The organism is Caldimonas caldifontis, assembly GCF_002930615.1.
In the GTDB taxonomy this organism is placed as follows: domain Bacteria; phylum Pseudomonadota; class Gammaproteobacteria; order Burkholderiales; family Burkholderiaceae_C; genus Caldimonas; species Caldimonas caldifontis.
Window position 1 is genome coordinate 320,452 of the sequence record NZ_PSNX01000002.1, and the last position, 23,617, is coordinate 344,068.

Consider the following 23,617-nt stretch of genomic DNA (forward strand, 5'->3'; position numbering starts at 1 on the left):
ACGGTGCAAGCGAAAGCAAGCCCAGGAAGACACAGCAAATCAACCGACCGACGAACGGAGCCGACCATGAGCCAACAGACCGAACAGATCCTCGCCGAGATCCGCGAAGCCAACCTGTCCTACCTCATGCTGGCGCAGAACCTGATCCGCGCCGATCGCGCCGAGGCCCTGTTCCGCCTGGGCATCTCCGAGGAAACCGCCGACATGATCGCCGTGCTCAGCCCGGCCCAGATCATGCGCGTGGCCTCGGGCAACACCCTGCTGTGCCGCTTCCGCATGGACGACGATCTGGTCTGGGGCCTGTTGACCAACCACGGCAAGACGGCCGCCAACGACGCCACGTCCCGCCTTCACGCCAGCATCCTGATGGCCGGCCGCCATCAGGAAGCCGCCTGAACCCGCGCTGCCCGCCCTGCCACGAACGCCGAGAGAGCCTGCCATGCGTACCAAGAGCATCCTGACCGAAGCCCGCCAGATCGAACGCGCCGTCACGCTGATCCAGCTGGGAGCCCGCCTGCAGGTGCTCGAGTCCGAGACCGACCTGTCCTACGAGCGCCTGCTGCGCCTGTACAAGGAAGTGGCCGGCAAGTCGCCTTCCAAGGGCCAGCTGCCCTTCTCGACCGACTGGTTCATGACCTGGCAGCCCAACATCCACGCCTCGCTGTTTCTGAACATCCACGAATACCTGAACAAGGCCGTCGAACTCGACGAGATCGACGTGGTCATCAAGGCCTACCGCCTCTACCTCGAGCAGACGCAGTCCCAGGGCCTGGAGCCCCAGCTGTCGATCACCCGCGCCTGGCGCCTGGTGAAGTTCGTGGACAACGGCATGCTGACCATGACGCCCTGCTCGAAGTGCGGTGGCCATTTCGTCACCCACCCGCACGAGATCGCCAAGCATTTCGTGTGCGGCATGTGCAACCCCCCGGCACGCGCCGGCAAGGGCAAGGCCAGCGGCGGCCTGCAGCTGCACTGAGTTTCCTGCTGTCTCCTCCTGAGCGCCCCCGCGGCGCCTTGATCACGGGCTCCTCGCGAGCCCGTGCTTTTTTGGCATGTTGTGTACCTCAAGTCGGCCGCCCACAGGTCGATATCCCTTGGGAACCCGGTTCAAGCGCGAGGCCTGCGGCATCTTCCGCGGCGCGCGGCCCCACCAGGAAAGACCTGCAACATGTTCGTCATCATCGGCTACATCGTGGCGCTGGGCTGCATCTTCGGCGGCTTCATCATCCACGGCGGCAACATCGGCGTCGTGCTCGCCGCGCTGCCCATCGAGACCATGGTGATCGTGGGGGGAGCCTTTGGCGCCTTCATCGTGAACAACCAGCCCAAGGTGCTCAAGGCCACATTTGCCGCCATCCCCAAGCTGTTGTCGGGCTCCAAGTACACCAAGGCGCGCTACATGGAACTGATGGCGCTGCTCTACGAGATCCTGCAGAAGGCTCGCAAGGAAGGCCTGATGGCGATCGAGAAGGACGTGGAAACCCCCCACGAATCCCCTCTCTTCAAGAAGTACACCACGGTGGGCAACGATCATCATGTCGTTGAGTTCATCACGGACTACCTGCGCATGATGGTTTCGGGCAATCTCAACGCCCACGAGATCGAAGCGCTGATGGACAGCGAAATCGAGACCCACCATCACGAGGCCCATGCCCCGGCGGCCGCCATCCAGCGCGTGGCCGGCGGCCTGCCGGCCTTTGGCATCGTCGCGGCGGTGCTGGGCGTGGTCAACACCATGGCTTCCGTCGGTCAGCCACCACAGGTGCTGGGTGGCATGATCGGCTCGGCCCTGGTGGGCACTTTCCTGGGCATCCTGCTGGCCTACGCCATCGTCGAGCCGCTGGCCGGCCTGCTGGAGCAGAAGAACGATGAAGGCACCAAGGAGCTGCAGTGCATCAAGACCACCCTGCTGGCCAGCATGCAGGGCTACGCACCGCAGATCGCGGTGGAGTTCGGCCGCAAGGTCCTGTACTCCACCGAACGCCCCAGCTTCTCGGAGCTGGAAGGCCACGTCAAGGGCAAGAAGGCCTGATCGGGGTCCATCATGGCAGGCGATTCCAAGAAACTGCAGCCGATCATCGTCAAGAAGATCAAGAAGGGCGGCCATGCCCATCATGGCGGCGCCTGGAAGATCGCCTACGCCGACTTCGTGACGGCCATGATGGCCTTCTTCCTGCTGATGTGGCTGCTGGGCTCCACCACCGAGGGTGACCGCAAGGGCATTGCCGACTACTTCTCGTCGCCCCTGAAGATCGCCCTGCTCAGCGGCGGCAGCGGTGCGGGCGATGCCTCCCATGTGATCAAGGGCGGTGGCACCGATCTCACTCGCACCACCGGCCAGGTGCGCAACGGCGACATCGAGGCCGAGCGCAAGACCATCAACCTGCAGGCGCTCAAGGAACAGGCTGCCCGCGAGGAAGCGGCCAGCCTGGAGGGACTGAAGCAGCGGATCGAGCAATCCGTCACGAACAACCCGCTCCTGGTGCAGTTCCGGTCACAAATCCGCATCGACATCACGCAAGATGGCCTGCGCATCCAGATCGTCGATGAGCAGAACCGACCGATGTTCGACTCGGGCAGCGCGCTGGTGAAGGACTACATGCGCACCATCCTGCGCGAGATCGGCAAGGTGCTGGCGGAAGTGAGCAACAAGGTGACGCTGGCCGGCCATACCGACGCGGCTCCCTACAGCAGCGGTGAACGCGGCTACAGCAACTGGGAGCTCTCGGCCGACCGGGCCAATGCCTCGCGCCGCGAGCTCGTGGCTGGCGGCCTGCGTGAAGGCCAGGTGGTGCGGGTGCTGGGCCTGGCCTCGAGTTCATTGCTGGACAAGGACAACGCGCTCAACCCGGTCAACCGGCGCATCAGCATCATCGTGATGAACAAGGATGCCGAGGAACGCTTCGAGCGTGGCGGCGACATCGAGGCCGGCTCGGCCCCCGCAGTGACCGAGGCCCTGCCCACGCCCACTGCCCCGCCCGTCGGCGAGAACTTCAGTTTTCCGGCGCCCGGCCGATAAGCCAGCGAACGCCCACTTTTGCCTGCGAGGACGCTCCCCATGAGTACCGCCACCGACCTGAAATTCCTCATCGTCGATGACTTCTCCACCATGCGCCGCATCGTGCGCGGCCTGCTCAAGGAGATCGGCTACAACAATGCCGAGGAAGCCGAAGACGGCGCCGTGGCATTGCAGATGCTGCAGAACAGCAACTTCGATTTCGTGGTCAGCGACATCAACATGCCCAACATGAACGGTTTCGACCTGCTGGCCGCGATCAAGAAGGATGACAAGCTCAAGCACCTGCCGGTGCTGATGGTGACGGCCGAGGCGCGCAAGGAGGACATCGTGCGTGCCGCCCAGGACGGCGCCGCCGGCTACATCGTGAAACCCTTCACGAAAGCCACGCTGGAGGAAAAGGTCCAGAAGATCATGCAGAAGCTGGGCAAGTGAGGAGCCTCCCATGAGCCATGCCCATGACCCCAAGCACGCCGCTGCGGCACTGACCACCTCGCCCGAGGTGTTCCAGCAGATCGGCGAGATGACCCGCAGCCTGCATGACACGCTGGCGCAACTGGGCTTCATGCCCAAGCTGGGCGAGATCACCGACAGCCTGCCCGATGCCCGCAGCCGCCTGACCTACATCGCCGAGAAGACCGGCGAGGCGGCCGAGAAGGTGCTGAACCTCGTGGATCAGGCCAAGGCCGAGCACGACCACATCACGGCCGAGACGCGGCGCATGGCCCAGGCCATCGTCGCCGACCCGGTCAAGGCCGTGGCCAGCGGCGGGGTGATGAACTTCGTCAGCGACGTCGAGGCCACCACGGCCCGCATCGACCAGCACCTGACCGACATCATGATGGCCCAGGACTTCCATGACCTCACCGGCCAGGTGGTGGCCCGCGTCGTGAAGCTGGCCGCCGACATCGAGGACCAGCTCGTCAAGCTGCTGCTGCAAACCGCCCCGCCTGACCAGGTGCACAAGGTGGAGCAGACCTTCCTCAACGGCCCCGTGGTCAACCCGCAAGGCCGCACCGACGTGGTGACCAACCAGGAACAGGTCGACGACCTGCTGGCCAGCCTGGGCTTCTGAGGCGGGGCGGTCTTCAGACCGTCATGTTCATGATGTCGGTGTAGGCCTGCACCAGGCGGTTGCGCACCTGCAGCGTGGCCTGGAAGCCGATCTGGGCCTTCTGCATGGTGACCATGGTCTCCTCCAGAGACACTGTCGGATTGCCCAGCTGGACCTGACGCTGCATCTCTGTGGCCTGCAGCTGGGTCGCGCTGACCGACTTGAGCGCCTGGTTCAAGGCTTGCGAAAAGCCCACCGCGGGCGTGCCCGACTCCACCTTGCCCGGCCGGGCGGCGTCCGAGGGCAGCACCATGCCGCTCTTGGCCAGGGCCTGCTGGAAGTTGAAGGGTTTGAGTCGTACGTCCATCGAAGCTCTCCTGCAGGCTCGCCTCAAGTCCGGGCCTGGCTTGCCGATATGCCGATGGTAGGCGTGCAAGGCGCCGGCGATGCGGTGAACTGGTGCAGGTTTGCGCCCTTCTTCTGCCCTTGGTTCCCCCCTCCCCCTCCGAATAATCGGTCCCCAATGAGACCCTGGGACCGATGGCGGCTGCGCCCATCCCGGGGCCCACGGAACCTCGGGAACACCAACGATGGACAACGCCGTCGCTCTGCCGCAGAACCTGCCCCCCGCCCTGGCCGCCGAACCGGCCCCTCAGGGATTCGTTCAGCGCCTGAACGCCCTGCCCGCACAGCGCAAGCTGCTGCTGGGTGCGGGCCTGGCCGGCCTGGCAGCCATCGTGGTGGCGCTGTCGATGTGGTCCTCGCGCCCCGACTACAAGGTGTTGTACGCCAACCTGTCCGACAAGGACGGCGGGGCGATCATCACCCAGCTCTCGCAGATGAACGTGCCGTACAAGCACGCCGACGGCGGCGCCGCCATCCTGGTGCCCGCCAACCGCGTGCATGACGTGCGGCTCAAGCTCGCCTCAGCCGGCCTGCCCAAGGGGTCCACCGTGGGCTTCGAACTGATGGACAACGCCCGCTTCGGGATCACCCAGTTCCAGGAGCGCCTGACGTTTCAGCGCGGTCTCGAAGGGGAACTGACCCGCTCCATCGAGGCGCTGGCCGCCGTGAGCAACGCTCGCGTGCATCTGGCCCTGCCCAACCAGAACGGCTTTTTCCGTGAACAGCAGAAGCCCTCGGCTTCGGTGCTGGTGCAACTGCACCCCGGCCGCAGCCTCGACCGCGCCCAGATTGCCGGCATCGTGCACCTGGTGTCGAGCAGTGTGCCGGAGCTTGCACCCAAGGCCGTGTCGATCGTGGATCAGAACGGCACCTTGCTGACCGAGTCGCCGGACGCCAAGACCCAGGGACTGGACGCCAACCAGCTCCAGTACGTGGCCCAGATCGAAGCCACGCTGACGCGCCGCATCACCGACATCCTGGAACCCGTGGTCGGGCGCGACAACCTGCGCGCCCAGGTCACGGCCGAAGTCGATTTCTCCCAGAGCGAGTCCACCTCGGAACAGTTCCGTCCCAACCAAGGGAATGAGCCGGCCGCGGTGCGCAGCATGCAGAGCCTGGAGTCCACCCAGGCCGACGCCGCCACCCCCACGGGCGTGCCCGGCGCTGCCACCAACCAGCCGCCAGTGCCGGCCCAGGCACCGATCAACGGCCCGGCCCAGGCCCTGCAGGGGGCCAATGGTGCGGGAGCGGGCAACACCCAGATGCGCCGCGAGGCCGTCACCAACTACGAGGTCGACAAGACGGTGCGTGTGACACGCAATGCCACCGGCACCGTCAAGCGCCTGAGCGCTGCCGTCGTGGTGAACCACCGCAGCCAGACCGATGCGCGGGGTCGCACGACCCAGGTGCCGTTGAGCGAGGAGGAGCTCGCCAAGCTCACCACCCTGGTGCGCGAGTCCATGGGTTTCTCCGCTGACCGGGGCGATTCGCTCCAGGTGATCAACGCCCCCTTCCAGACCCCGAAAGTGGAGACGCCAGAGGAGCTGCCGCTGTGGAAACAGCCGGAGATGCTGGACCTGGTACGCCAGTTCGCCATCCCCGGGGCGCTCACCTTGCTGGCCGTGTTGCTGATTCTGGGCGTCGTTCGCCCGGCACTGAAAGCCGTGGCCGCGCCGCCGGCCCCTCCGCAGAAGATGGTGGATGCGGTCGTCGACGGCAACGAGGTTCTCCCCCCGCTGAACGAAGGCGAAGGTGGCGCCGGCATTCCCTTGCTGGCCGCCCCCATGAACAGCAACAAGCTCGAAGCCGTGCGCCAGCTGGCCAAGGACAACCCCGCAGCTGTCGCCAACATCGTGCGCGGCTGGGTCACCAAGGAAGCTGCGGCCTGAGCCGCCTGCGCCCCACACCGAGAACACGACCATGGATGAAGAAGGACTGCAGGACTCGGCGATCCTCCTGATGTCGCTGGGCGAAGAGGAGGCTGCCGAAGTCTTCAAGCACCTCACGCCGAAGGAGGTGCAGCGCCTGGGCGAGACGATCGCCAAGATGAAGGTCATCCCGCGCGAGCGTGTGGAAACCGTGCTGGACCGCTTCGCCAACGATGCGTCCGACCAGAGCATGCTGGTCAACGACACGGATGAGTACGTCAAGTCGGTGCTGCGCAAGGCCCTGGGCGACGACAAGGCCAATCTGCTGATCGATCGCATCCTCCAGGGCGGCGACGTCTCGGGCATCGAGAGCCTGAAGTGGATGGACCCGGGTTCGGTGGCGGAGCTGCTGCGCAATGAGCACCCGCAGATCATCGCCGCCATCCTGGTGCACCTGGACTACGACCAGTCCTCCGAGGTGCTCAAGCACTTCGTCGAACGCCAGCGCCATGAAGTGATGATCCGCATCGCCACGCTCGACGGCATCCAGCCCTCGGCGCTGAAGGACCTCAACGATGTTCTCTCGAAGGTGCTCGCCGGCGGCGACAAGCTGCGCAAGGCCTCCCTGGGCGGCGTCAAGACGGCGGCCGAGATCATCAACATGATGGGCTCCTCCATCGAGGGCCCGCTGCTCGACTACATCCGCCAGACCGACCCCGAACTGGCCCAGAAGATCATGGACAACATGTTCGTCTTCGACGATCTGCTGAAGATCGACGACCGCGGCATCCAGACCATGCTCAAGGAAGTGCAGACCGAGTCGCTCATCATCGCTCTCAAGGGTGCCACGCCCGAGCTGCGCGAGAAGATCTTCAGCAACATGTCCACCCGCGCGGCCGAAACCCTGCGCGAGGACCTGGAGTCGCGCGGTCCCGTGCGCCTGTCCGAGGTGGAGGCCGAGCAGAAGGAACTGCTCAAGATCGTGCGCCGCCTCGCCGACGAAGGCCAGATTGTGCTGGCCACCGGCGGCGACGACGGCTTCGTCTGACCTGAATCTCCGGCACCGCATCGACCATGGGCACGCCCCTGCACAGCCGTTTCATCCCTCGCGAGGAGCTGCACTCCTTCTCTGCGTGGAGCCCCGACTCGTTCTCCGGCCAAGAGCAGACCTCAGGCCATGGCCCCGGTGTGCCGCCAGCCCCGCCGCCGGAGCCCACGGCCGAGCAGCGCGCCGCCCAGCATCAGGCCCAGCTCGCCGAAGCGCGGCAGGCCGGCTACAAGGATGGCTACCGCGATGGCCTGGTCGCCCTCGAGAACTTCAAGCAAAGCTATGCGGCCCAGGTGACCGCTCAGGTGGCTGCCGTAGCGGCCGCCTTCCGTGCCCAGCTCGACGCCATGGAGCAGCAGCTGGCGCGCGGCCTGTCGCAGGTGGCCGTCGAGATCGCGCGCCAGGCCGTGCGCAGCGAACTCACGATACGCCCCCAGCTCATCGAGGCCGTGGCCCAGGAGGCGCTGAGTTCTCTCGTGCATTCCGCCCGGCACATCCGCGTGCACCTGCACCCCGACGACCACCAGTTGCTCACCACCCAAGGACAGCTCGATCTCGATGCGCGCGATGCACGCCTGGTGAGCAACCCGGACATCACCCGGGGTGGCTGCATCGTGGAATCCGACATCGGCGTCATCGACGCCAGCATCGAGGCCCGGTGGCGCCGCGCTGCCGCCGCCTTAGGGCATGAAGACGAATGGGTGCAACCCGCACCGGATGCGGCCTCCAAGGAGGACACCCCATGAGTGGCATCGACGCCCCGGCCATCAAGCTGGGGGCCTGGCACCAGTACCTGGAAGACCTGCGCGCCTTTGCAGCCGCCCCGCTGGGCCTCGAAGCCCAGGGCACCTTGGTCAAGGTGGCCGGCCTGGTGCTGGAGGCGGCCGGCATTCGCGTGCCGGTCGGCTCAGTGTGCGAGGTGCGCATGGAAGGCCAGCCTGCGGTGCAGGCGGAAGTCGTGGGCTTTGCGGGCGACCGAGCCTACCTCATGCCCACTGGTGAGGTGCATGGGCTCGCCAGCGGCGCCCGTGTGGTGCCACTGGCCAGCCCCATCACGCCCCCACGCCTGGGTCAGGTCAGCCACCCCTGGCGCCGCACCGAGGACCGCAGCCTGCACCTGCCCATGGGCGATGGTCTGCTCGGTCGCGTGATCGACCCGCATGGCCGCCCGATGGACCGCAAAGGGCGTATCGAGAACGTTCACAACGAGCCGCTGGCACGCCGCCCCATCAACGCCATGGACCGGGACCCCGTGCGTGAGCCCCTGGACACCGGCGTGCGCGCGATCAACGCCCTGCTCACCGTGGGGCGCGGCCAGCGCATCGGCCTGTTCGCCGGCTCCGGTGTAGGCAAGTCGGTGCTGCTGGGCATGATGGCACGCTACACCCAGGCCGACGTCATCGTCGTGGGCCTGATCGGCGAACGCGGCCGGGAGGTGAAGGAATTCATCGAGGACATCCTCGGCGAGGAAGGTCTGGCGCGCTCGGTCGTGGTGGCCGCACCCGCCGATGCCCCACCCCTGACCCGCATGCAAGGCGCCACCTACGCCACCGCCATTGCCGAACACTATCGCGACCGCGGCATGCACGTGCTGCTGCTGATGGACTCGCTCACCCGCTATGCGATGGCCCAGCGCGAGATTGCCCTGGCCATCGGCGAACCCCCGGCCACCAAGGGTTACCCGCCCAGCTGCTTCGCCAAACTGCCCCAGCTGGTGGAGCGCAGCGGCAACGGCCTGAACGGCACCGGCTCCATCACCGCCTTCTACACCGTGCTGAGTGAAGGCGATGATCAGCAAGACCCGATCGCCGACGCGGCCCGCGCCATCCTCGACGGTCACATCGTGCTCACCCGCGAACTGGCCGAAGCGGGGCACTACCCGGCCATCGACATCGAGAAGTCGGCCTCGCGCGTGATGCACAACGTGGCCGACCCAGAACACCTCGACGCCGCCCGCCGCCTGCGCCAGATGCTGGCTCGCTACAACCGCAGCCGTGACCTGCTCCAACTGGGGGCCTATGTGCCCGGACAGGACGCCGAACTCGACGCTGCCGTGCAGGCCTTCCCCGCCATCCGCGAGCTGCTGCAGCAGAACATGCGCGACCGCGCACCCCTGGATGACAGCGTGCGCCAGATGAAGGCCTGCATCGCGCCGCGATGACGCTGACACCCGAAACAGGACCCCACCATGCACCCCAGCCTGCAACCCCTGATGCTTGCACTCGAAGTGGCCGAGCGGGACCGCGACCAGGCCCAATCGACCGTGCTGCGCCTGCGCCACCAGATGGAAGCGGCCCAATCCCAGGCCCGCCAGCTCGAAGACTACCGTCGCGATTACCAGCAGCGCTGGGGCGAGCGCTTCCAGACGCAGGGCTCGGTGCAGATCATGCACTGCTACCACGGCTTCATGTCTCGGCTGGACCAGGCCGGTACTCATCAGCAAGCCGCCGTGCAGCGCATCCAGCACCACCTCGACCAGGCTGTGCAGGTGCTGCGCGAGCGCGAGATGCGCGCCGCCTCCATCCGCAAGCTGATCGAGCGGCGTCAGAACGAAATCGACAAGGCCCGCTCGCGGCAGGAGCAGAAGCTCACGGACGAGCAGGCATCGCGCATCGCCTGGGCCCGGCGTGCGGCTGGCTCCAACGATCTCGCCATCGCCTGACCTCCTGCGCAGCCTCTGAGACATGTCCCTCACCTCCCTCCTCTTTCCTCTGACCGGCTCTGCAGGCGGCCTGGGGGCCACGCTCGAGGCCCGCAGCACGGCCGCACCCCGCCCCGAAGGCTCCGGCACCGCTTTCAGCCACTGGCTTCGGCAAGCCCAACCCCAGGCGACATCCCCCCGGGCCATGCCCGCGCCGAAGGCTCAAGACCCCGAGGCCCAGCGCACGAGCCCCGACGCGCGTCGCGCCGATGCGCCGTCACCTGCGCCCGCGCCCACCGCCGCCGACGCCGACCCACCACAGCCCCAGGACGAAACACCACCGGCAGACGAGGAAGCGCGTGAACCGGTCAGCGGCGAACTGCCCGGTGCCTGGTGGTTGGTGCTGCCCGAGCCGCCCTTGCCTGCCGGCGAAGGCGGCGATCTGGAAGAAGCCCTGGCCGCCCACGGGGCCGGCCTGGCCGGCAAGCCGGCCTCGGGGGCGCGGACGAAGGACGCTGACGACTCGGCGCACCACGATGCCGCCGAACCCCTGGTCGACCTTGCTGCGGAGGACCCAGCGCCGGTCGGGGCCGATCTCATGGAGGGCATGACGCCGCTGCTCCCCGCTGCGACCTCCACCCCCTCGCGCGCCGCCGAGGGCCCCGGGGCCACGCCCTTGCCCTGGGTGTCGGGCCTGTCGCCGACGCAGGCGAGCGCTGCGGCGTCCGGGGCCACCGCCACCCCGTCGGCGGCCCAGCAGACGCTGGCCACCCCGGTCCACGACCCCGACTTCCCCGAAGCCTTGGCCCAGAGCATCACCGTGCTCACCCGGCAGGGCGTGCAGGAGGCCAAGCTCCACCTCAACCCTGCCGAGATGGGCACGGTGAGCGTGCACATCGCCGTGAACGGACAGCAGGCCCAGGTGGACTTTGCTGCCAGCGCCAGCGCCACCCGCGCGGCTCTGGAGGCCAGCCTGTCCCACCTCGCCGCCGCCTTGCACAGTGCAGGCCTCACGCTGACCGGTGGCGGTGTGTCCCAGGACACCCTGCCGCGACGTCCCTCGCAGGAAGCCTCCTCGACAGGGTCGCGCCCCACCCAGGGCGAGGCGTCGGCTGAAACCACGGCCCTGACCCGCCCGCTTGGTCGACTTCCGTCCGGCCGGCTGGACCTCTATGCCTGAGCGCTTCCTGCCCATTTGCGGCGAAACCTCACGGCAAGGCCGGAAAACCACCGCTATTCGCCGCTTCCTCGGCGGCCCTCGGGCGAATAATCGACCGCAAACCTCCCGGTGCGGCCCCAGAGCCTGCACCCGCCATTGAAGGACACCGTCATGTCTGCAGCAGCCGCCGCCGACGCCGCCCCTGCCAAGGGGGGCAAGAAGCTCCTCCTCATCATCCTTGCCGCGGTGGTGGTGATTGCCATTGCCGGTGTGGCTGCCCTGCTGCTTCTGAAGAAAAACGCTCACGCGGACGAAGACGACTGGGATGCGCCCCCTGCCACCCAGGCATCTCGCAAAGCCGATTCTTCGGCAACGCCGACCTTTTTGCCGCTGGACACCTTCACCGTGAACCTGGCGGACCGCAACGCCGAGCGCTATGCCCAGGTCGGGGTCACGCTCGAAGTCGAGAACAAGGAAACGGCCGAGCGGCTCAAGGCCTACATGCCGGCCATCCGCAGCAACATCCTGCTGGTGCTGTCGCAGAAAACCTCGGTGGAGCTGATGGACCGCTCCGGCAAGGAACAACTCGCCATGGACATCATGCGCGAGTCGGTGCGGCCGCTGGGCATCGACCTGGCAGCGCAGGAGGCCGCTCAGGCCGATGGCCGTCGCCCGCGTGCCCGGGTGCACAACCCCATCGTGGCCGTGCATTTCTCGAACTTCATCATCCAGTGATGAAGGCCCCACCGCGTCACGTCATGGAGCCCTGGCGATGAACCAGCAGATCCTGTCGCAAGACGAGGTGGATGCCCTCTTGCAGGGCATCACCGGTGAGAGCCAGAAGCTCGAGGAAGAAGAAGCCCCCTCCGGTGGCATCCGCGACTACGACATCGCGAGCCAGGAGCGCATCGTCCGTGGGCGCATGCCCACGATGGAGATCATCAACGAGCGATTCGCGCGAAACATCCGCATCGGACTGTTCAACTTCATCCGCAAGAGCCCCGAAGTCTCGGTCGGTGCAATCAAGGTGCAGAAGTACAGCGCCTTCCTGCGCGAGATCGTGGTGCCCACCAACTTCAACATCGTCTCGGTCAAGCCGCTGCGCGGCTCCGGCTTGATCGTGTGCGACCCCACACTGGTCTTTGCCGTCATCGACTCGCTCTTCGGCGGCAACGGCAAATTCCACACACGCATTGAAGGGCGCGATTTCTCGCCCACCGAGCAGCGCATCATCAACCGCCTTGTCGATGTGGTGCGCGAGGAATACAAGAAGGCCTGGCACGGCATCTACCCGCTCGATCTCGAGTACCAGCGCTCGGAGATGCAGCCGCAGTTCGCCAACGTCGCCACGCCCAGCGAGATCGTGGTCACCACCTCCTTCACGCTGGAAGTGGGTGACACCACCGGCACGGTGCACTTCTGCATCCCCTACGCCACGCTCGAGCCCATCCGCGACATCCTCTATTCCACCGTGCAAGGCGACTCGGCCGAGCCTGATCGCCGCTGGGTGAAGCTGCTCACGCACCAGATCCAGGCGGCCGAGGTCGAGCTGGTGGCCGAGCTCGGCACCGCCCCGGCCACGGTCGAACAGCTGCTGTCCCTGAAGGCCGGCGACTTCCTCGAACTCGACCTGCTACCGGCCATCGAGGCCAAGGTCGATGGCGTTCCCGTCTTCGAATGCCAGTACGGCACCTCCAATGGCCGCTACGCCATCCGCATCGAAAAACTGTTGACCGGCCAGGACTTCGGCTGGTTGGGAGAGTCCCATGTCACTTGAGAACCAGCAGAGCACCGACGAACAGGACGCCATGGCCGCAGAGTGGGAAGCCGCCCTGGCCCAGCAGAAGCCCGCCGGCGGTGCAGCCGACGAACTGATGGCCACGCCGGCCGAGCAGGTGGCGCCGGCCGCGTTCACGAACTTCACGCCGACGACGTCGAATGCCGCGGGCAACGACATCAACATGATCCTGGACATCCCGGTGCAGCTCACCGTGGAACTGGGGCGCACCCGCATCCCGATCAAGCACATCCTTCAGCTGGCCCAGGGTTCGGTCATCGAACTCGATGCCCTGGCCGGCGAACCGATGGACGTGCTGGTGAACGGCTACCTCATTGCGCAAGGCGAGGTGGTCGTGGTCAACGACAAGTTCGGCATTCGCCTCACCGACATCGTCACGCCTTCGGAGCGCATGCGTCGGCTCAGCCGGGGCATGTGAGGGCCAAGGGGCCGTGACGCCGTGCACAGGCCGCCGATCAAAACCGAAAGCAAGGGGCCATGGGCCCCTTTCTTCTTGGCTTCGCACTCTGGGCCGCCTGCCGACAATGCCCAGCAACGGTCCCACTGCTTCCACGTGCCATGCCCTCTGTCGGCTCCTTCGTTCTCTGGTTTGCCCTCATCGTCGCGGCCATTCCGCTGACGCTGTGGCTGCTCAAGCGCACGCCCATGGGCGGCATGAGCGGCGTGCAGACCACCCGTGTCATCTCCAGCACCCCACTGGGCCCGACGCAGCGCCTGGTCACTGTCGAGGTCGGCCAGGGTGAGTCCCGACAGTGGCTGGTGCTGGGTGTCACCGCGCAGTCGATCCAGACCGTGCACACGCTGCCCGCGCAAGACCTGCCGGCGGCGGCAGCACAGACCCCGGGACCCGCCTTTGCGACCCTGTTCAACAAGGCACGGAAAGCGTCGTGATGAACCTCGTCAGCGTCCCGACCTTGCGCCGCCTGGCCGCTTTCGGCGGGCTCGCCGCCCTGTCGCTGATGTCGGCATTTCCTGAAGCGGCTTTAGCGCAGGCCACCCCGGGCGCGCCCGGCGGATCCTTGCCGCTCGTGATCGGCCAGGGCCCCGGCGGCACCAGCTATTCGGTACCCATCCAGACCCTGCTCTTCTTCACGGCCCTGAGCTTCATTCCAGCAGTTCTGCTGCTGATGACGAGCTTCACCCGCATCGTCATCGTGCTGAGCCTGCTGCGCCAGGCCCTGGGCACGCAGTCGGCTCCGCCCAATCAGGTGATCATCGGCCTGTCGCTCTTCCTCACGATGTTCGTGATGGGGCCCACCATCGACCGGGTCTACACCGAAGCCTACCAGCCCTATTCGAACCAGCAGATCGACTTCGACGTGGCGCTGCAACGCGCCGAGGTGCCGGTGCGCGAGTTCATGCTCAAGCAGACCCGCGAGTCCGATTTCGCGCTCTTTGCCAAGCTTGCCAAGCTCGACCCCTCGGTGACCGCCCAGGACGCGCCCTTCCGCGTCATCGTGCCGGCCTTCGTCACGAGCGAGCTCAAGAGCGCCTTCCAGATCGGCTTCATGATCTTCATCCCTTTCCTGATCATCGACATGATCGTCGCCAGCGTGCTGATGAGCCTGGGCATGATGATGCTCTCGCCCGTGCTGGTGGCCCTGCCCTTCAAGCTGATGCTCTTCGTGCTGGCCGATGGCTGGAACCTGCTGCTCGGGTCCCTGGCCGCCAGCTTCGTGACCTGAACAACGCGAGGCCTCCATGGACGCCACCCACGTCTTCACCATCGGCCAGCAGGCGCTTTACACCCTGCTGATGCTGGCCGCACCGCTGCTGCTCACGGTCCTGGGCATCGGCTTGGTCGTCAGCATCATCCAGGCCGCCACCCAGATCCACGAGGCCACCTTGTCCTTCGTGCCCAAGCTGGTGGGTGCCGTGATCGTGCTCGGCATCGCCGGGCCCTGGATGATGAACACCCTGGTGGAGTTCATCCAGCGCACCATCACCGGCATCCCGGGCATGGTGCAGTGAGCCCGGCATCCGGGGAATCATGCTCACTTTCACCGATGCCCAGCTGAGCGCCTGGCTGACGCCGGTGCTCTGGCCCTTCTTCCGGGCGCTGGCGCTGTTCATGACGGTGCCGGTGTTCTCCCAGCGGGCTGTGCCCACGCGCGTGAAGATCGCGCTGGCCTTCTTCGTGGCCCTGGCCGCTCAGGTGTCGATGCCGGACGTGCCCCCGATCCCGCTGGACGCCCCCGAGGCCCTGCTGGTGCTGCTGCAGCAGATCCTGATCGGGGCCACCATCGGCTTCGCGGTACGCCTGGTCTTTGCCGGTGTCGAGTACGCCGGTGAGTTGATCGGCCTGCAGATGGGTCTGGGCTTCGCGGCCTTCTTCGACCCGGCGCAGGGCGGCGCGGCCAACGCGGTGAGCCGCTTCTTCGGTGCCACCACCGCCTTGCTCTTCGTGGTCATCAACGGCCACCTCATCCTGGTGGCGGCCGTGATCCAGAGCTTCCAGGTGTTCCCGGTCGGACCGGAGCCCATGGCCTTCGTGCGCATGCTGCAGGTTCACACCTGGGGCGCCGAGGTCTTCAAGCTCGGCCTATGGATCGCCCTGCCCATCATGTCCATGCTGCTGTTCGCCAACCTCGTGCTGGGGGTGATCTCGCGGGTGGCCCAGCAGATGAACATCTTCGCCATCGGCTTTCCCATCACCCTGTCGGTGGGCCTGCTGGGCCTGCTCCTGATGCTGCCGATGATGGAGCAACCCTTCGTGATGGCCCTTGAACGTGCATTGAGTCACTTTCAGTGAACAACTCCGGGCTCCCGACCGTCACACTCGCCGCTAGACTGCAACGGTCAACCGAGCATGGACAAGCTGCCTCCCGACTTCCCATGACCGCCGCAGTAAGCCTTCCTGCCGATCCGGCCGATGCCTCGCCCTTGGCCCGGGTGAGCCTGGCCATGGAAGCGCTGCTCGCTGCCGGTCCGGGCGAAGGCAGCTTGGCTGCCACCCTCGCTCACCTGATGGGACTGGACGGCGTGCTGCTTGGGGAGTTGCCGGCACAAGGCGGGGAGCCGATCGTCACCGTCGTCGATGGGTGGCTTCGCGGCCGCGCCACCGCGCACTTTCGTTACGCGCTCCAGGGAACGCCCTGCGACGTGACCGTGCGCCGCGGATGGTGTGTGCACCCTCAGGGCGCCGCGCAGGCGTTTCCGCAAGACAGAGAGCTGGCTGAGCACGGGATCGAGGGATACGCAGGCCGGGTGCTCGTCGATCGCAGCGGCACCCCCCGCGGCCTGCTGGTGGCACTGTCATGAGAACCGCTGGAGGATGTTCACACCTTGCAGCACCTGTTCACGCTGTTCACGCCATTGGCGCTGGCCGAACTCGACCATCGGGTGAACGCACTCGGGACCAGCCGGCGGGCCGGCGAAGGGCTGGTGGACGCGCTCACGAACCTGGGCAACCGAAGCGCCCTCTACGATGCACTGCAGGCGCGCTCCGATCTCCCCGCCGGCACGCTGGCACTGGCTGTGCTCGACATCAATCACTTCCACGAGATCAACGAGCAGCTCGGGCATGGCGCTGGTGACGAAACCCTGCAAGCGGTAGCCGCGCGCATCGCGCGATGGAACCCCATGGCCGCCACGCCGTGTGCGTACCGGCTGGGGGGCGATGAGTTCGTCATCCTGTGTCAGGCCAACCGGGGTCAGGCCTGTGACTGGACCGCGCAGTTCGAAAATCTGGTGGCCTGGCTGAACGAGCCCATGCAGGTCAGCGGCCACGCCCTGTCACTGACATTGAGCGTGGGGGTCGCGGTGGGCCCGGTGGCTGGGGACTCCATCGATTCGCTGCTGTGGCGAGCCGATCAGGCCAAGCGTCTGGCGCGTGAGCGGGGTCGCTCGGTGGTCCTGCACACGCCCTCCCATGCACACACGCCGCAGCATCGCGACTTGTCCTTGCGGGCCGACATCCGCCAGGCAGTGGCTCAGCAGCAGTTCGTCCTGCATTACCAGCCCAAGGTCTGCCCCCGGCTGCGCACCCTCGTGGGTCTGGAGGCCCTGATCCGCTGGCCCCACCCCGTCACGGGCCGCGAGGTCCAGCCGGCCGAGTTCATTCCCTTCATCGAGACGACGGCCTACATCCACCCCGTGACCCAATGGGTGCTGAACCAGGCGCTGGCCGACCTTGCGTCGCTGCCCGAACACCTCGCCCTGTCGGTCGCCGTCAACATCTCGGCCAAGAATCTGCTGGACGAGCGCCTGGTTCCCAAGATCGCCGACGCCTTGGAGCGCACGGGCGTCTCGGCGCACCGGCTCGAACTGGAACTGACCGAGAGCAGCTTCCTGTCCAGCCCCCGTTTCGCCCGTGAGCAGATCGAGGCGCTGGCGGAACTGGGCGTTCGTGTGTCGATCGACGACTTCGGCACCGGGTTCTCGTCGCTGAGCTACCTGCAGGACCTGCCCGTGCATGCCATCAAGGTGGACCAGATCTTCGTGCGTCCGCTGCTCGACACGCCCCGCAGCGCCACGATTGCACGTGCGGCGGTGGAACTCGCCCACGCACTGGGCATGCAGGCCGTGGCCGAGGGCGTGGAGCGCGCAGAACTGATCGAGCCGCTCGCGGCCATGGGCTACGATGCCCTCCAGGGCTTCGCCATTGCGCGCCCGGCGGCCTTGCATGACGCCCTGGCGGCCGCACGGGACTGGGCTCAGACCAGCCCGTTGCGGATCGCGTAGACCGTCAGCTCGGAGTTGTTGCTCAACCCGAGCTTTTCCAGCACCCGGGCGCGATAGACACTCACGGTCTTGGGGCTGAGGGTCAGTTCCTCGGCGATGTCGGACAGACGCTTGCCGGAGGCGATCATGGTGAGGGTCTGCAGTTCACGGTCGGACAGCCTCTCGTGTGCCGCTTCCGTGGTGGGGGCGGTGAGGCTTTCCACCAGCATCTGAGCCATGTCCGGCGTCACGTACTTGCGCCCTTGCGCCACCATGCGCACAGCGGCCACCAACTGGGCGGGGTCACCGCCCTTGTTCACATATCCGTACGCACCGGCCTTGAGGGCGCGGATGGCGTACTGGTCCTCGGGGTACATCGACACCACCAGCACCTTGACCGGCGAGCCCTCGTCCTTCAGCGCATGCAGCACGTCCAGCCCACTGCGCCCGGGCAGATTGATATCGAGCACCAGCACGTCACAGCTCTGGCGGCGCAGCAAGGCCCGCAACTCGCCGTAGTCGCCCGCTTCACCCACCACTTCGATGTCAGGGGCATCGGACAGCGTGTCGCGGATGCCGCGACGTATGAGCGCGTGGTCGTCGCACAGAATCACTTCAATCACAGCTCACCCCAGAAGGTCGGGTCGTCATCAGAGCGTACCTCATGCAGGCGGGGAGCGTCATGCAGGCCGTTTTCGCCGTTGACGACATCGCCCAGAGGCACCGACAGGATCAGCGTCGTGCCGCTGGGTCCGCTGCTCAGGTCCACCCAGCCGCCCACCGTGCCGGCGCGCTCCTGCAGCCCACGGATGCCGAAGGATCGCGTCTTGGCCAGGTCGGTCCGTGTCAGGCCGCGTCCATTGTCACTGACCTCCAGTGACAGCACGCCGGCGGCAATCGTGAGGTCGACGTTCACTCGCGTCGCATGGGCGTGCTTGGAAACATTCGTCAAGGCTTCCTGGGCCGTGCGGTAGGCCACGAGTGGCACGCCGGCCGGCAGCCTGGGCTGCTCCTGGCTGGAGCGGAAGCGCGTTTCGATGCCGGTGCGCTTCTCGAAAGTGGCCGCCATCCACTGCAAAGCGGCCACCAGCCCCTGCTCCAGAATGGCCGGACGCAGGTTGTGCATGATGCGCTTGCTGGCCTCCAGGGCCTGGCTCACGGTGTCCAGCGCAGACTGGGCTCGCTGCTGGACGGCTGGGTCCTGGGTGTGGCGGGCGATCCAGGCCAGGTCGAACTTGAGCGCCGTCAAGGAACCGCCAACGTCATCATGGATCTCGCGCGCGATGGCAGCCCGCTCCAGCTCCACACTGGTCTGCAAGTGTTGCGCCAGCTCCCGCAGACGCTCCTGGGACTGTGCCAGCGCCGCATCCGCCAGTTGCTTGTCCCTCAACGCCTGATGGGCGTCGATCGCATGGAGCATGGCCGGCACCAACCGAGCCAGATTGTTCTTGAGCAGGTAATCGGCCGCTCCGTTGCGCATGGCCGCCACCGCCGTGTCCTCGCCGATTTCACCCGAGACGATGATGAAAGGGATCAACAGCCCCCGCGCCTTGAGCATCTCCAGGGCGACCAGGCCGGAAAACCCCGGCAGGTTGTAGTCGGAGAGGATCACGTCCCAAGGAGCGCCTCGCAGTCCCTGCGCCAGGGCGGCTTCAAACCCCGCGGCCGATTCGACCCGCTGCGCCTCGATCTCCAGCCCTGCGCGGCGCATCTGCGTCAGCATGAGCTGGTGATCCAGATCCGAGTCCTCGACGTGCAGGACCCTCAGGTGGCGCGGGGCTTCAGGGGCAGGCATGTGTGGATTTTTCCCGATTTTGGACTACAGGTGGCAGCCCGCCGGCCGAAATAGGGAAGAACGCGCCCGGACCGCAAGCTCAGGGCGCTGGCCGCGCCCCGGATGCGAGCAAGTCTAGCGCCGGCTGAGACGAAACCGACCCTGCCTTCACCGAGCCATGGAGACCCCATGCAGATGAACGAATCGCCCAGCCCCGAGACCGGGCAGACCTTGCCCCTGCTGATGGCCGCCGACCTCCAGGATCACCTGATGACGGCCACCAATGACCTCGAACGCCTGCAAGGTCTTCTGGCCGACGCCTGCGACGGGCTGATGCTGCGCTTTTCTTCGGCGGTGCAGCAGATGGAAGGGCTCATGCAGGCGGCCACCGACCATCGCATCCAGGCCAGCGAACTGACCCCCGTATTGCAGAACCTTGGGGCGGCTGTCACGGCCTTGCAGTTCCAGGACATGGCCTCGCAGCTCATCAACCACACGAACCGCCGGCTGCGCAACTGCGCAGACCAGATTGCCCGCGAAGCCATGGGGGATGACGAGGATGGCCAGGTTGTCGTCGAGACGCTGCCCCTGCGCCCCAACCCCGTCACCCAGGCGGAGATGGATGCGGGCTCGATCGAACTGTTCTGAGCCCACCCTCAAGTTTTCGCCCCAAGCACCGATACCCAGCTAGAAATCCCGGAGAGAGAGCCATGCATTCAATCCTTGCGGTGGACGATTCCGCCTCCATGCGCCAGATGGTCGCCTTCACGCTGAAGAACGCCGGCTACAACGTCGTCGAGGCGGTGGACGGCCAGGATGCGTATGAGAAGGCCGGCGGTCGCAGCTTCGATCTGGTCCTCACCGACCAGAACATGCCCCGCATGGATGGCATCAGCCTCACCAAGAAGCTTCGGGAGAACCCGCAGTTCAAGAGCACGCCCATCCTGATCCTGACCACCGAGTCCAGCGACCAGATGAAGCAAGCCGGGCGCGCCGCGGGCGCCACCGGCTGGCTGGTCAAACCCTTCGATCCGAACAAGCTGATCGAAGTGATCCAGAAAGTGATCAAGTGAGCCGGCCCGTCGCCGACCTGCCCGACCCCTTGTTTCCATCCGACCGCATCAGGAGTACGCCGTGGGCGAAATGACTTCCGAAGGCTCCCAGCTCAGCGCGGGCTTCGACCTCAGCCAGTTCTACCAGGTCTTCTTCGAGGAAGCCGGCGAGAACCTCGACCGCATGGAGCAGCTGCTGCTTGAACTCGACATCGAGGCGGCCGACGACGAGGAACTGAACGCCATCTTCCGCTGCGCCCATTCCATCAAGGGGGGCGCCGCCACCTTCGGCTTTGCCGACGTGGCCGAGCTGACGCACCAGATGGAGACGCTGCTGGACAAGCTGCGCCGTCACGAGCTTCAGCCCACCCCGTCGATGGTGGACGTGCTGCTGGCCTCTGGCGATGCCCTCAAGGCCCAACTCTCGCGCCACCAGACCGGCGCGGGCAGCGAGGTGGACACCACCGAACTGCTGTTCAACATCCGCGCCATGGTGGCCGGCGAGGCGCCCCCGGCGCCGGTGGCTGCCGCCCCGGTGGTGACCCCCGCCCCGACACCGGCCCCGGCCGAACCCGTGGCGACAGCTCCCATGGCGGCCAACGGCGAACGCTGCCTGGAACTGACCGTGGGCCCGCTGCCCGACCCTTCCGTGGCTGACAACCTCGTCGATCTCTTCAAGGAAATCGTGGACCTGGGCAAGATCGAGGCGCTGGATGGCGGACGGGCCGAAGGTGGCGTGCGCCGCTTCAAGGTGACCACCCGCAGCAGCGAATCCGAACTGCTGGACCTCTTCACCTTCCATGTGTCCAAGGAGCATGTGAGCTTCAAGCCGATGCAGGCTGAGACTGCCGTGGTGGCCCCGCCCCCGGCGGCCGAGGATCCGGGCTACGGCTTCTTCGAAAACTCGCCCGGCGCGCCGAGCACTCAGGCGGCCACCCCTGCCCCGGCCAAGCCTGCCGCACCCAAGCCAGCCTCCCGCGCCGAGGCGCGCACCGGCGGCGGTGCCGCGCTCGACGCCGCCACGATCCGCGTGGCCGTCGAGAAAGTGGACCAGCTCATCAACCTGGTGGGTGAACTCGTCATCACCCAGGCCATGCTGGCCCAGAACAGCCGCGGCCTGGACCCCGTGGTGCACCAGCAGATGCTGGCCGGTCTGACCGACCTGGACCGCAACACGCGCGACCTGCAGGAAGCCGTGATGTCGATCCGCATGATCCCCATGTCCACCGTGTTCAGCCGCTTCCCCCGCATGCTGCGCGACCTGGCCGGCAAGCTGGGCAAGAAGGTCGAGCTGGTCACCCACGGTGAAGCCACTGAGCTGGACAAGGGCCTGGTCGAGAAAATCACCGACCCGCTGACCCACCTGGTGCGCAATTCCTGCGACCACGGCATCGAGCTGCCGGCCGACCGTCTGGCCGCCGGCAAGCCCGAGACGGGCACCATCACGCTGTCAGCCTCGCACCAGGGCGGCTCCATCGTGATCGAGGTGCGCGACGACGGCCGCGGCCTGAACCGCGAGAAGCTGCTGAAGAAGGCCCGCGAGCGCGGCATCCATGCCCCCGATACGCTCACCGATGCGGAAGTGTGGAACCTGATCTTCGAACCGGGCTTCTCCACCGCTGACGAGGTCACCGATGTGTCGGGACGCGGCGTGGGCATGGACGTGGTGAAGAAGAACATCGCCTCGCTCAATGGCACCGTCGAGATCGACTCGGCCGAGGGCTACGGCATGCGCGTCTCGGTGCGCCTGCCACTCACCCTGGCCATCATGGACGGCATGAGCGTGGGCGTGGGCGAAGAATGCTACATCCTGCCTCTGTCCTCGGTGGTCGAGAGCTTCCAGGTCCAACCCGGCATGATCAAGACCGTGGGCACCAGCGGCCGCGTGGTCGAGGTGCGCTCCGAATACATGCCGGTCATCGAGCTCGAGCAGGTCTTCCACGTGCCGCGCTTCGACTTCGAACACGTGAGCTCCATCATGGTCGTGGTCGAAGCCGAAGGCGGCCGGGTGGCGCTGATGGTGGACGAACTCCTCGGCCAGCAGCAGGTGGTGGTCAAGAACCTCGAGGCCAACTATCGCAAAGTGCCCGACGTGTCCGGCGCCACCATCATGGGCGACGGCCGTGTGGCATTGATCCTGGATGTGGGCAGTCTGGTCAGGCGGTCGCGCCACTGAGTCCATCTCTCAAGAGCCCCATCAGGGGCTCTTTTCACGCAAGCCGCATCGTCATGAAAATCGGAACCAAGCTGTGGTGCGCCACGGCCGTCATCGCCGTCTGTCAGCTCGGCCTGGTGGCCATCTCCGGCGTGCGCTCGGCATCCTCGACCCAGTTCTTCGACACCCACCAGTCAGCCCATGAGGCCAAGCTCGATGCTGCCATGCAATGGCAGGCCGAACGGGCAGCCCTCACGGCGAGAACGCAAACTCTGGCGTTGGCGTTGGATGACAGCGCCGCACTGCGTGAAGTCCAGGCTGGCGTGGAAGTGGCGCACCGCAACATCCAAAGCCAAGCCGCCCGATTGGAGGCCAGCGCGTTGTCGGCTGAAGAGCGCGAGGCGCTCAAGCAGGCTCTTGAACACCACTCCCGGCTGGTGGCACTGGCGGAGCGAGCCGTCCAGTTGCGCGCGTCCAATGACCGATCAGCACTCGAGACGCTGCTTGCCTCGGACATTCCGGCATCTACCCGCGCGGGTCAGGACGTCCACCAAGCTCTTCTGGCGGCGATGGCATCTTCGGCCACCCAGTTCAAAGCCGCGTTCAAGTCGCAGCGCCAAGCCACCATCACCATGGCGGGCGTGGCCGCTGTGCTGGTGCTCACGCTGCTCGTGGTGGGCACACGTTGGCTGATCCATTCGATCCGTGACCCGCTGCAGCGGGCCGTCGAGTCCGCCCGGCGCATCTCACAGGGCGACCTGGCCACCCCATTGCAGGAAGGGCGCCAGGATGAGATCGGCGAGATGGTACGTGCACTCGCTCAGATGCAGTCCTCTTTGCGCGAGACGGTCACTCAGGTTCAGCGGTCCACCGACAGCATCTCCACCGCCAGTGCAGAGATCGCCACGGGCAACCAGGACCTGAGCTCGCGCACCGAGCAGGCCGCCTCCTCCCTGCAGCAGACCGCCTCCTCCATGGAGCAGCT

The 23,617-nt window shown here is 66.4% G+C and carries 28 protein-coding genes; 25 read left to right on the forward strand and 3 right to left on the reverse strand.

Annotated features, from left to right (window positions below; translation table 11 throughout):
* The first annotated feature begins 66 nt into the window (after window positions 1-66).
* The 6 genes from flhD (at window position 67) to C1704_RS03135 (ending at window position 4,091) form a co-directional block, all read left to right on the forward strand.
* On the forward strand, window positions 67-396 hold the full coding sequence (gene flhD / locus C1704_RS03110) for a flagellar transcriptional regulator FlhD (RefSeq protein ID WP_104300890.1): 330 nt from the start codon (window positions 67-69) through the stop codon (window positions 394-396).
* Between the two features lie 43 nt (window positions 397-439).
* On the forward strand, window positions 440-976 hold the full coding sequence (gene flhC, locus C1704_RS03115) for a flagellar transcriptional regulator FlhC (protein WP_104300892.1): 537 nt from the start codon (window positions 440-442) through the stop codon (window positions 974-976).
* Between the two features lie 192 nt (window positions 977-1,168).
* Window positions 1,169-2,032, forward strand: coding sequence for a flagellar motor stator protein MotA (gene motA / locus C1704_RS03120; protein ID WP_104300894.1), 864 nt, complete (start codon window positions 1,169-1,171; stop codon window positions 2,030-2,032).
* Between the two features lie 12 nt (window positions 2,033-2,044).
* Entirely contained in the window at window positions 2,045-3,019 is a 975-nt protein-coding gene (gene motB, locus C1704_RS03125) for a flagellar motor protein MotB (protein WP_104300896.1), read from the forward strand.
* A 39-nt stretch (window positions 3,020-3,058) separates the two neighbouring features.
* On the forward strand, window positions 3,059-3,451 hold the full coding sequence (gene cheY / locus C1704_RS03130; protein WP_104300898.1) for a chemotaxis response regulator CheY: 393 nt from the start codon (window positions 3,059-3,061) through the stop codon (window positions 3,449-3,451).
* Between the two features lie 10 nt (window positions 3,452-3,461).
* Window positions 3,462-4,091 carry a protein phosphatase CheZ gene (locus C1704_RS03135; RefSeq protein WP_104300900.1) on the forward strand — a complete coding sequence of 210 codons (630 nt, stop codon included), beginning with the start codon at window positions 3,462-3,464 and terminating at the stop codon, window positions 4,089-4,091.
* Window positions 4,092-4,104: 13 nt separating this feature from the next.
* On the opposite strand, the gene fliE is transcribed toward C1704_RS03135, so the two are convergent.
* Window positions 4,105-4,383: a flagellar hook-basal body complex protein FliE gene (gene fliE / locus C1704_RS03140; protein WP_104300972.1), complete on the reverse strand. Its 279-nt coding sequence runs from the start codon at window positions 4,381-4,383 to the stop codon at window positions 4,105-4,107.
* 277 nt (window positions 4,384-4,660) lie between these two features.
* Between fliE and fliF the strand changes: the two genes are divergently transcribed.
* From fliF to C1704_RS03215, 15 genes are all read left to right on the forward strand, one after another.
* Complete coding sequence (fliF, locus tag C1704_RS03145) at window positions 4,661-6,364, forward strand: flagellar basal-body MS-ring/collar protein FliF (protein WP_104300902.1); 1,704 nt, start codon at window positions 4,661-4,663, stop codon at window positions 6,362-6,364.
* Between the two features lie 31 nt (window positions 6,365-6,395).
* Entirely contained in the window at window positions 6,396-7,391 is a 996-nt protein-coding gene (fliG, locus tag C1704_RS03150) for a flagellar motor switch protein FliG (protein WP_104300904.1), read from the forward strand.
* A 26-nt stretch (window positions 7,392-7,417) separates the two neighbouring features.
* Entirely contained in the window at window positions 7,418-8,137 is a 720-nt protein-coding gene (locus tag C1704_RS03155) for a FliH/SctL family protein (protein WP_104300906.1), read from the forward strand.
* Window positions 8,134-9,552 carry a flagellar protein export ATPase FliI gene (fliI, locus tag C1704_RS03160; protein ID WP_104300908.1) on the forward strand — a complete coding sequence of 473 codons (1,419 nt, stop codon included), beginning with the start codon at window positions 8,134-8,136 and terminating at the stop codon, window positions 9,550-9,552. The genes C1704_RS03155 and fliI overlap by 4 nt, the downstream gene beginning before the upstream one ends.
* Window positions 9,553-9,579: 27 nt before the next feature.
* On the forward strand, window positions 9,580-10,053 hold the full coding sequence (gene fliJ / locus C1704_RS03165) for a flagellar export protein FliJ (RefSeq protein WP_104300910.1): 474 nt from the start codon (window positions 9,580-9,582) through the stop codon (window positions 10,051-10,053).
* Window positions 10,054-10,075: 22 nt separating this feature from the next.
* Entirely contained in the window at window positions 10,076-11,212 is a 1,137-nt protein-coding gene (locus C1704_RS03170; RefSeq protein WP_104300912.1) for a flagellar hook-length control protein FliK, read from the forward strand.
* Window positions 11,213-11,362: 150 nt separating this feature from the next.
* Complete coding sequence (locus tag C1704_RS03175) at window positions 11,363-11,926, forward strand: flagellar basal body-associated FliL family protein (RefSeq protein ID WP_104300914.1); 564 nt, start codon at window positions 11,363-11,365, stop codon at window positions 11,924-11,926.
* Window positions 11,927-11,963: 37 nt separating this feature from the next.
* Window positions 11,964-12,968, forward strand: coding sequence for a flagellar motor switch protein FliM (fliM, locus tag C1704_RS03180; protein ID WP_104300916.1), 1,005 nt, complete (start codon window positions 11,964-11,966; stop codon window positions 12,966-12,968).
* On the forward strand, window positions 12,958-13,407 hold the full coding sequence (gene fliN, locus C1704_RS03185; protein WP_104300918.1) for a flagellar motor switch protein FliN: 450 nt from the start codon (window positions 12,958-12,960) through the stop codon (window positions 13,405-13,407). Before fliM ends, fliN begins: the two co-directional genes overlap by 11 nt.
* A gap of 140 nt (window positions 13,408-13,547) precedes the next feature.
* Window positions 13,548-13,880: a FliO/MopB family protein gene (locus C1704_RS03190; protein ID WP_104300920.1), complete on the forward strand. Its 333-nt coding sequence runs from the start codon at window positions 13,548-13,550 to the stop codon at window positions 13,878-13,880.
* A complete protein-coding gene (gene fliP, locus C1704_RS03195; RefSeq protein WP_104300921.1) occupies window positions 13,880-14,674 on the forward strand; it encodes a flagellar type III secretion system pore protein FliP in 795 nt (264 codons plus the stop codon). Before C1704_RS03190 ends, fliP begins: the two co-directional genes overlap by 1 nt.
* A 16-nt stretch (window positions 14,675-14,690) precedes the next feature.
* Window positions 14,691-14,960: a flagellar biosynthesis protein FliQ gene (fliQ, locus tag C1704_RS03200; protein WP_104300923.1), complete on the forward strand. Its 270-nt coding sequence runs from the start codon at window positions 14,691-14,693 to the stop codon at window positions 14,958-14,960.
* A 19-nt stretch (window positions 14,961-14,979) separates the two neighbouring features.
* On the forward strand, window positions 14,980-15,741 hold the full coding sequence (gene fliR, locus C1704_RS03205; RefSeq protein ID WP_104300925.1) for a flagellar biosynthetic protein FliR: 762 nt from the start codon (window positions 14,980-14,982) through the stop codon (window positions 15,739-15,741).
* A gap of 83 nt (window positions 15,742-15,824) precedes the next feature.
* Entirely contained in the window at window positions 15,825-16,250 is a 426-nt protein-coding gene (locus tag C1704_RS03210; RefSeq protein WP_104300927.1) for a hypothetical protein, read from the forward strand.
* A gap of 24 nt (window positions 16,251-16,274) precedes the next feature.
* On the forward strand, window positions 16,275-17,672 hold the full coding sequence (locus C1704_RS03215) for a putative bifunctional diguanylate cyclase/phosphodiesterase (protein ID WP_104300929.1): 1,398 nt from the start codon (window positions 16,275-16,277) through the stop codon (window positions 17,670-17,672).
* On the opposite strand, the gene C1704_RS03220 is transcribed toward C1704_RS03215, so the two are convergent.
* Window positions 17,645-18,274 carry a response regulator gene (locus tag C1704_RS03220; protein ID WP_104300931.1) on the reverse strand — a complete coding sequence of 210 codons (630 nt, stop codon included), beginning with the start codon at window positions 18,272-18,274 and terminating at the stop codon, window positions 17,645-17,647. The genes C1704_RS03215 and C1704_RS03220 overlap by 28 nt on opposite strands.
* Window positions 18,271-19,446: a hybrid sensor histidine kinase/response regulator gene (locus C1704_RS03225; protein ID WP_104300933.1), complete on the reverse strand. Its 1,176-nt coding sequence runs from the start codon at window positions 19,444-19,446 to the stop codon at window positions 18,271-18,273. Before C1704_RS03225 ends, C1704_RS03220 begins: the two co-directional genes overlap by 4 nt.
* A 168-nt stretch (window positions 19,447-19,614) precedes the next feature.
* On the opposite strand from C1704_RS03225, the gene C1704_RS03230 reads away from it, so the two are divergent.
* From C1704_RS03230 to C1704_RS03245, 4 genes are all read left to right on the forward strand, one after another.
* Complete coding sequence (locus C1704_RS03230) at window positions 19,615-20,073, forward strand: hypothetical protein (RefSeq protein ID WP_104300934.1); 459 nt, start codon at window positions 19,615-19,617, stop codon at window positions 20,071-20,073.
* A gap of 62 nt (window positions 20,074-20,135) precedes the next feature.
* A complete protein-coding gene (locus C1704_RS03235; protein WP_104300936.1) occupies window positions 20,136-20,498 on the forward strand; it encodes a response regulator in 363 nt (120 codons plus the stop codon).
* Window positions 20,499-20,559: 61 nt separating this feature from the next.
* Window positions 20,560-22,653 carry a chemotaxis protein CheA gene (locus C1704_RS03240; RefSeq protein ID WP_419186775.1) on the forward strand — a complete coding sequence of 698 codons (2,094 nt, stop codon included), beginning with the start codon at window positions 20,560-20,562 and terminating at the stop codon, window positions 22,651-22,653.
* 53 nt (window positions 22,654-22,706) lie between these two features.
* Window positions 22,707-23,617, forward strand: a 911-nt coding sequence (locus C1704_RS03245; RefSeq protein WP_146076022.1) for a HAMP domain-containing protein, incomplete at its 3' end; no start/stop codon positions are given.

Bases quoted from the DNA above. Each gene is read 5' to 3' on its own strand.
- fliG (WP_104300904.1), top strand. From the start codon at position 6,396: ATGGATGAAGAAGGACTGCAGGACTCGGCGATCCTCCTGATGTCGCTG.
- fliN (WP_104300918.1), top strand. From the start codon at position 12,958: ATGTCACTTGAGAACCAGCAGAGCACCGACGAACAGGACGCCATGGCC.
- fliQ (WP_104300923.1), top strand. From the start codon at position 14,691: ATGGACGCCACCCACGTCTTCACCATCGGCCAGCAGGCGCTTTACACC.
- C1704_RS03175 (WP_104300914.1), top strand. From the start codon at position 11,363: ATGTCTGCAGCAGCCGCCGCCGACGCCGCCCCTGCCAAGGGGGGCAAG.
- fliE (WP_104300972.1), bottom strand. From the start codon at position 4,383: ATGGTGCTGCCCTCGGACGCCGCCCGGCCGGGCAAGGTGGAGTCGGGC.
- C1704_RS03135 (WP_104300900.1), top strand. From the start codon at position 3,462: ATGAGCCATGCCCATGACCCCAAGCACGCCGCTGCGGCACTGACCACC.
- fliM (WP_104300916.1), top strand. From the start codon at position 11,964: ATGAACCAGCAGATCCTGTCGCAAGACGAGGTGGATGCCCTCTTGCAG.
- fliP (WP_104300921.1), top strand. From the start codon at position 13,880: ATGAACCTCGTCAGCGTCCCGACCTTGCGCCGCCTGGCCGCTTTCGGC.
- C1704_RS03190 (WP_104300920.1), top strand. From the start codon at position 13,548: ATGCCCTCTGTCGGCTCCTTCGTTCTCTGGTTTGCCCTCATCGTCGCG.
- motB (WP_104300896.1), top strand. From the start codon at position 2,045: ATGGCAGGCGATTCCAAGAAACTGCAGCCGATCATCGTCAAGAAGATC.
- cheY (WP_104300898.1), top strand. From the start codon at position 3,059: ATGAGTACCGCCACCGACCTGAAATTCCTCATCGTCGATGACTTCTCC.
- motA (WP_104300894.1), top strand. From the start codon at position 1,169: ATGTTCGTCATCATCGGCTACATCGTGGCGCTGGGCTGCATCTTCGGC.
- C1704_RS03225 (WP_104300933.1), bottom strand. From the start codon at position 19,446: ATGCCTGCCCCTGAAGCCCCGCGCCACCTGAGGGTCCTGCACGTCGAG.
- C1704_RS03170 (WP_104300912.1), top strand. From the start codon at position 10,076: ATGTCCCTCACCTCCCTCCTCTTTCCTCTGACCGGCTCTGCAGGCGGC.
- fliI (WP_104300908.1), top strand. From the start codon at position 8,134: ATGAGTGGCATCGACGCCCCGGCCATCAAGCTGGGGGCCTGGCACCAG.
- flhC (WP_104300892.1), top strand. From the start codon at position 440: ATGCGTACCAAGAGCATCCTGACCGAAGCCCGCCAGATCGAACGCGCC.
- C1704_RS03230 (WP_104300934.1), top strand. From the start codon at position 19,615: ATGCAGATGAACGAATCGCCCAGCCCCGAGACCGGGCAGACCTTGCCC.
- fliJ (WP_104300910.1), top strand. From the start codon at position 9,580: ATGCACCCCAGCCTGCAACCCCTGATGCTTGCACTCGAAGTGGCCGAG.
- fliR (WP_104300925.1), top strand. From the start codon at position 14,980: ATGCTCACTTTCACCGATGCCCAGCTGAGCGCCTGGCTGACGCCGGTG.
- C1704_RS03235 (WP_104300936.1), top strand. From the start codon at position 20,136: ATGCATTCAATCCTTGCGGTGGACGATTCCGCCTCCATGCGCCAGATG.
- C1704_RS03155 (WP_104300906.1), top strand. From the start codon at position 7,418: ATGGGCACGCCCCTGCACAGCCGTTTCATCCCTCGCGAGGAGCTGCAC.
- flhD (WP_104300890.1), top strand. From the start codon at position 67: ATGAGCCAACAGACCGAACAGATCCTCGCCGAGATCCGCGAAGCCAAC.
- fliF (WP_104300902.1), top strand. From the start codon at position 4,661: ATGGACAACGCCGTCGCTCTGCCGCAGAACCTGCCCCCCGCCCTGGCC.
- C1704_RS03210 (WP_104300927.1), top strand. From the start codon at position 15,825: ATGACCGCCGCAGTAAGCCTTCCTGCCGATCCGGCCGATGCCTCGCCC.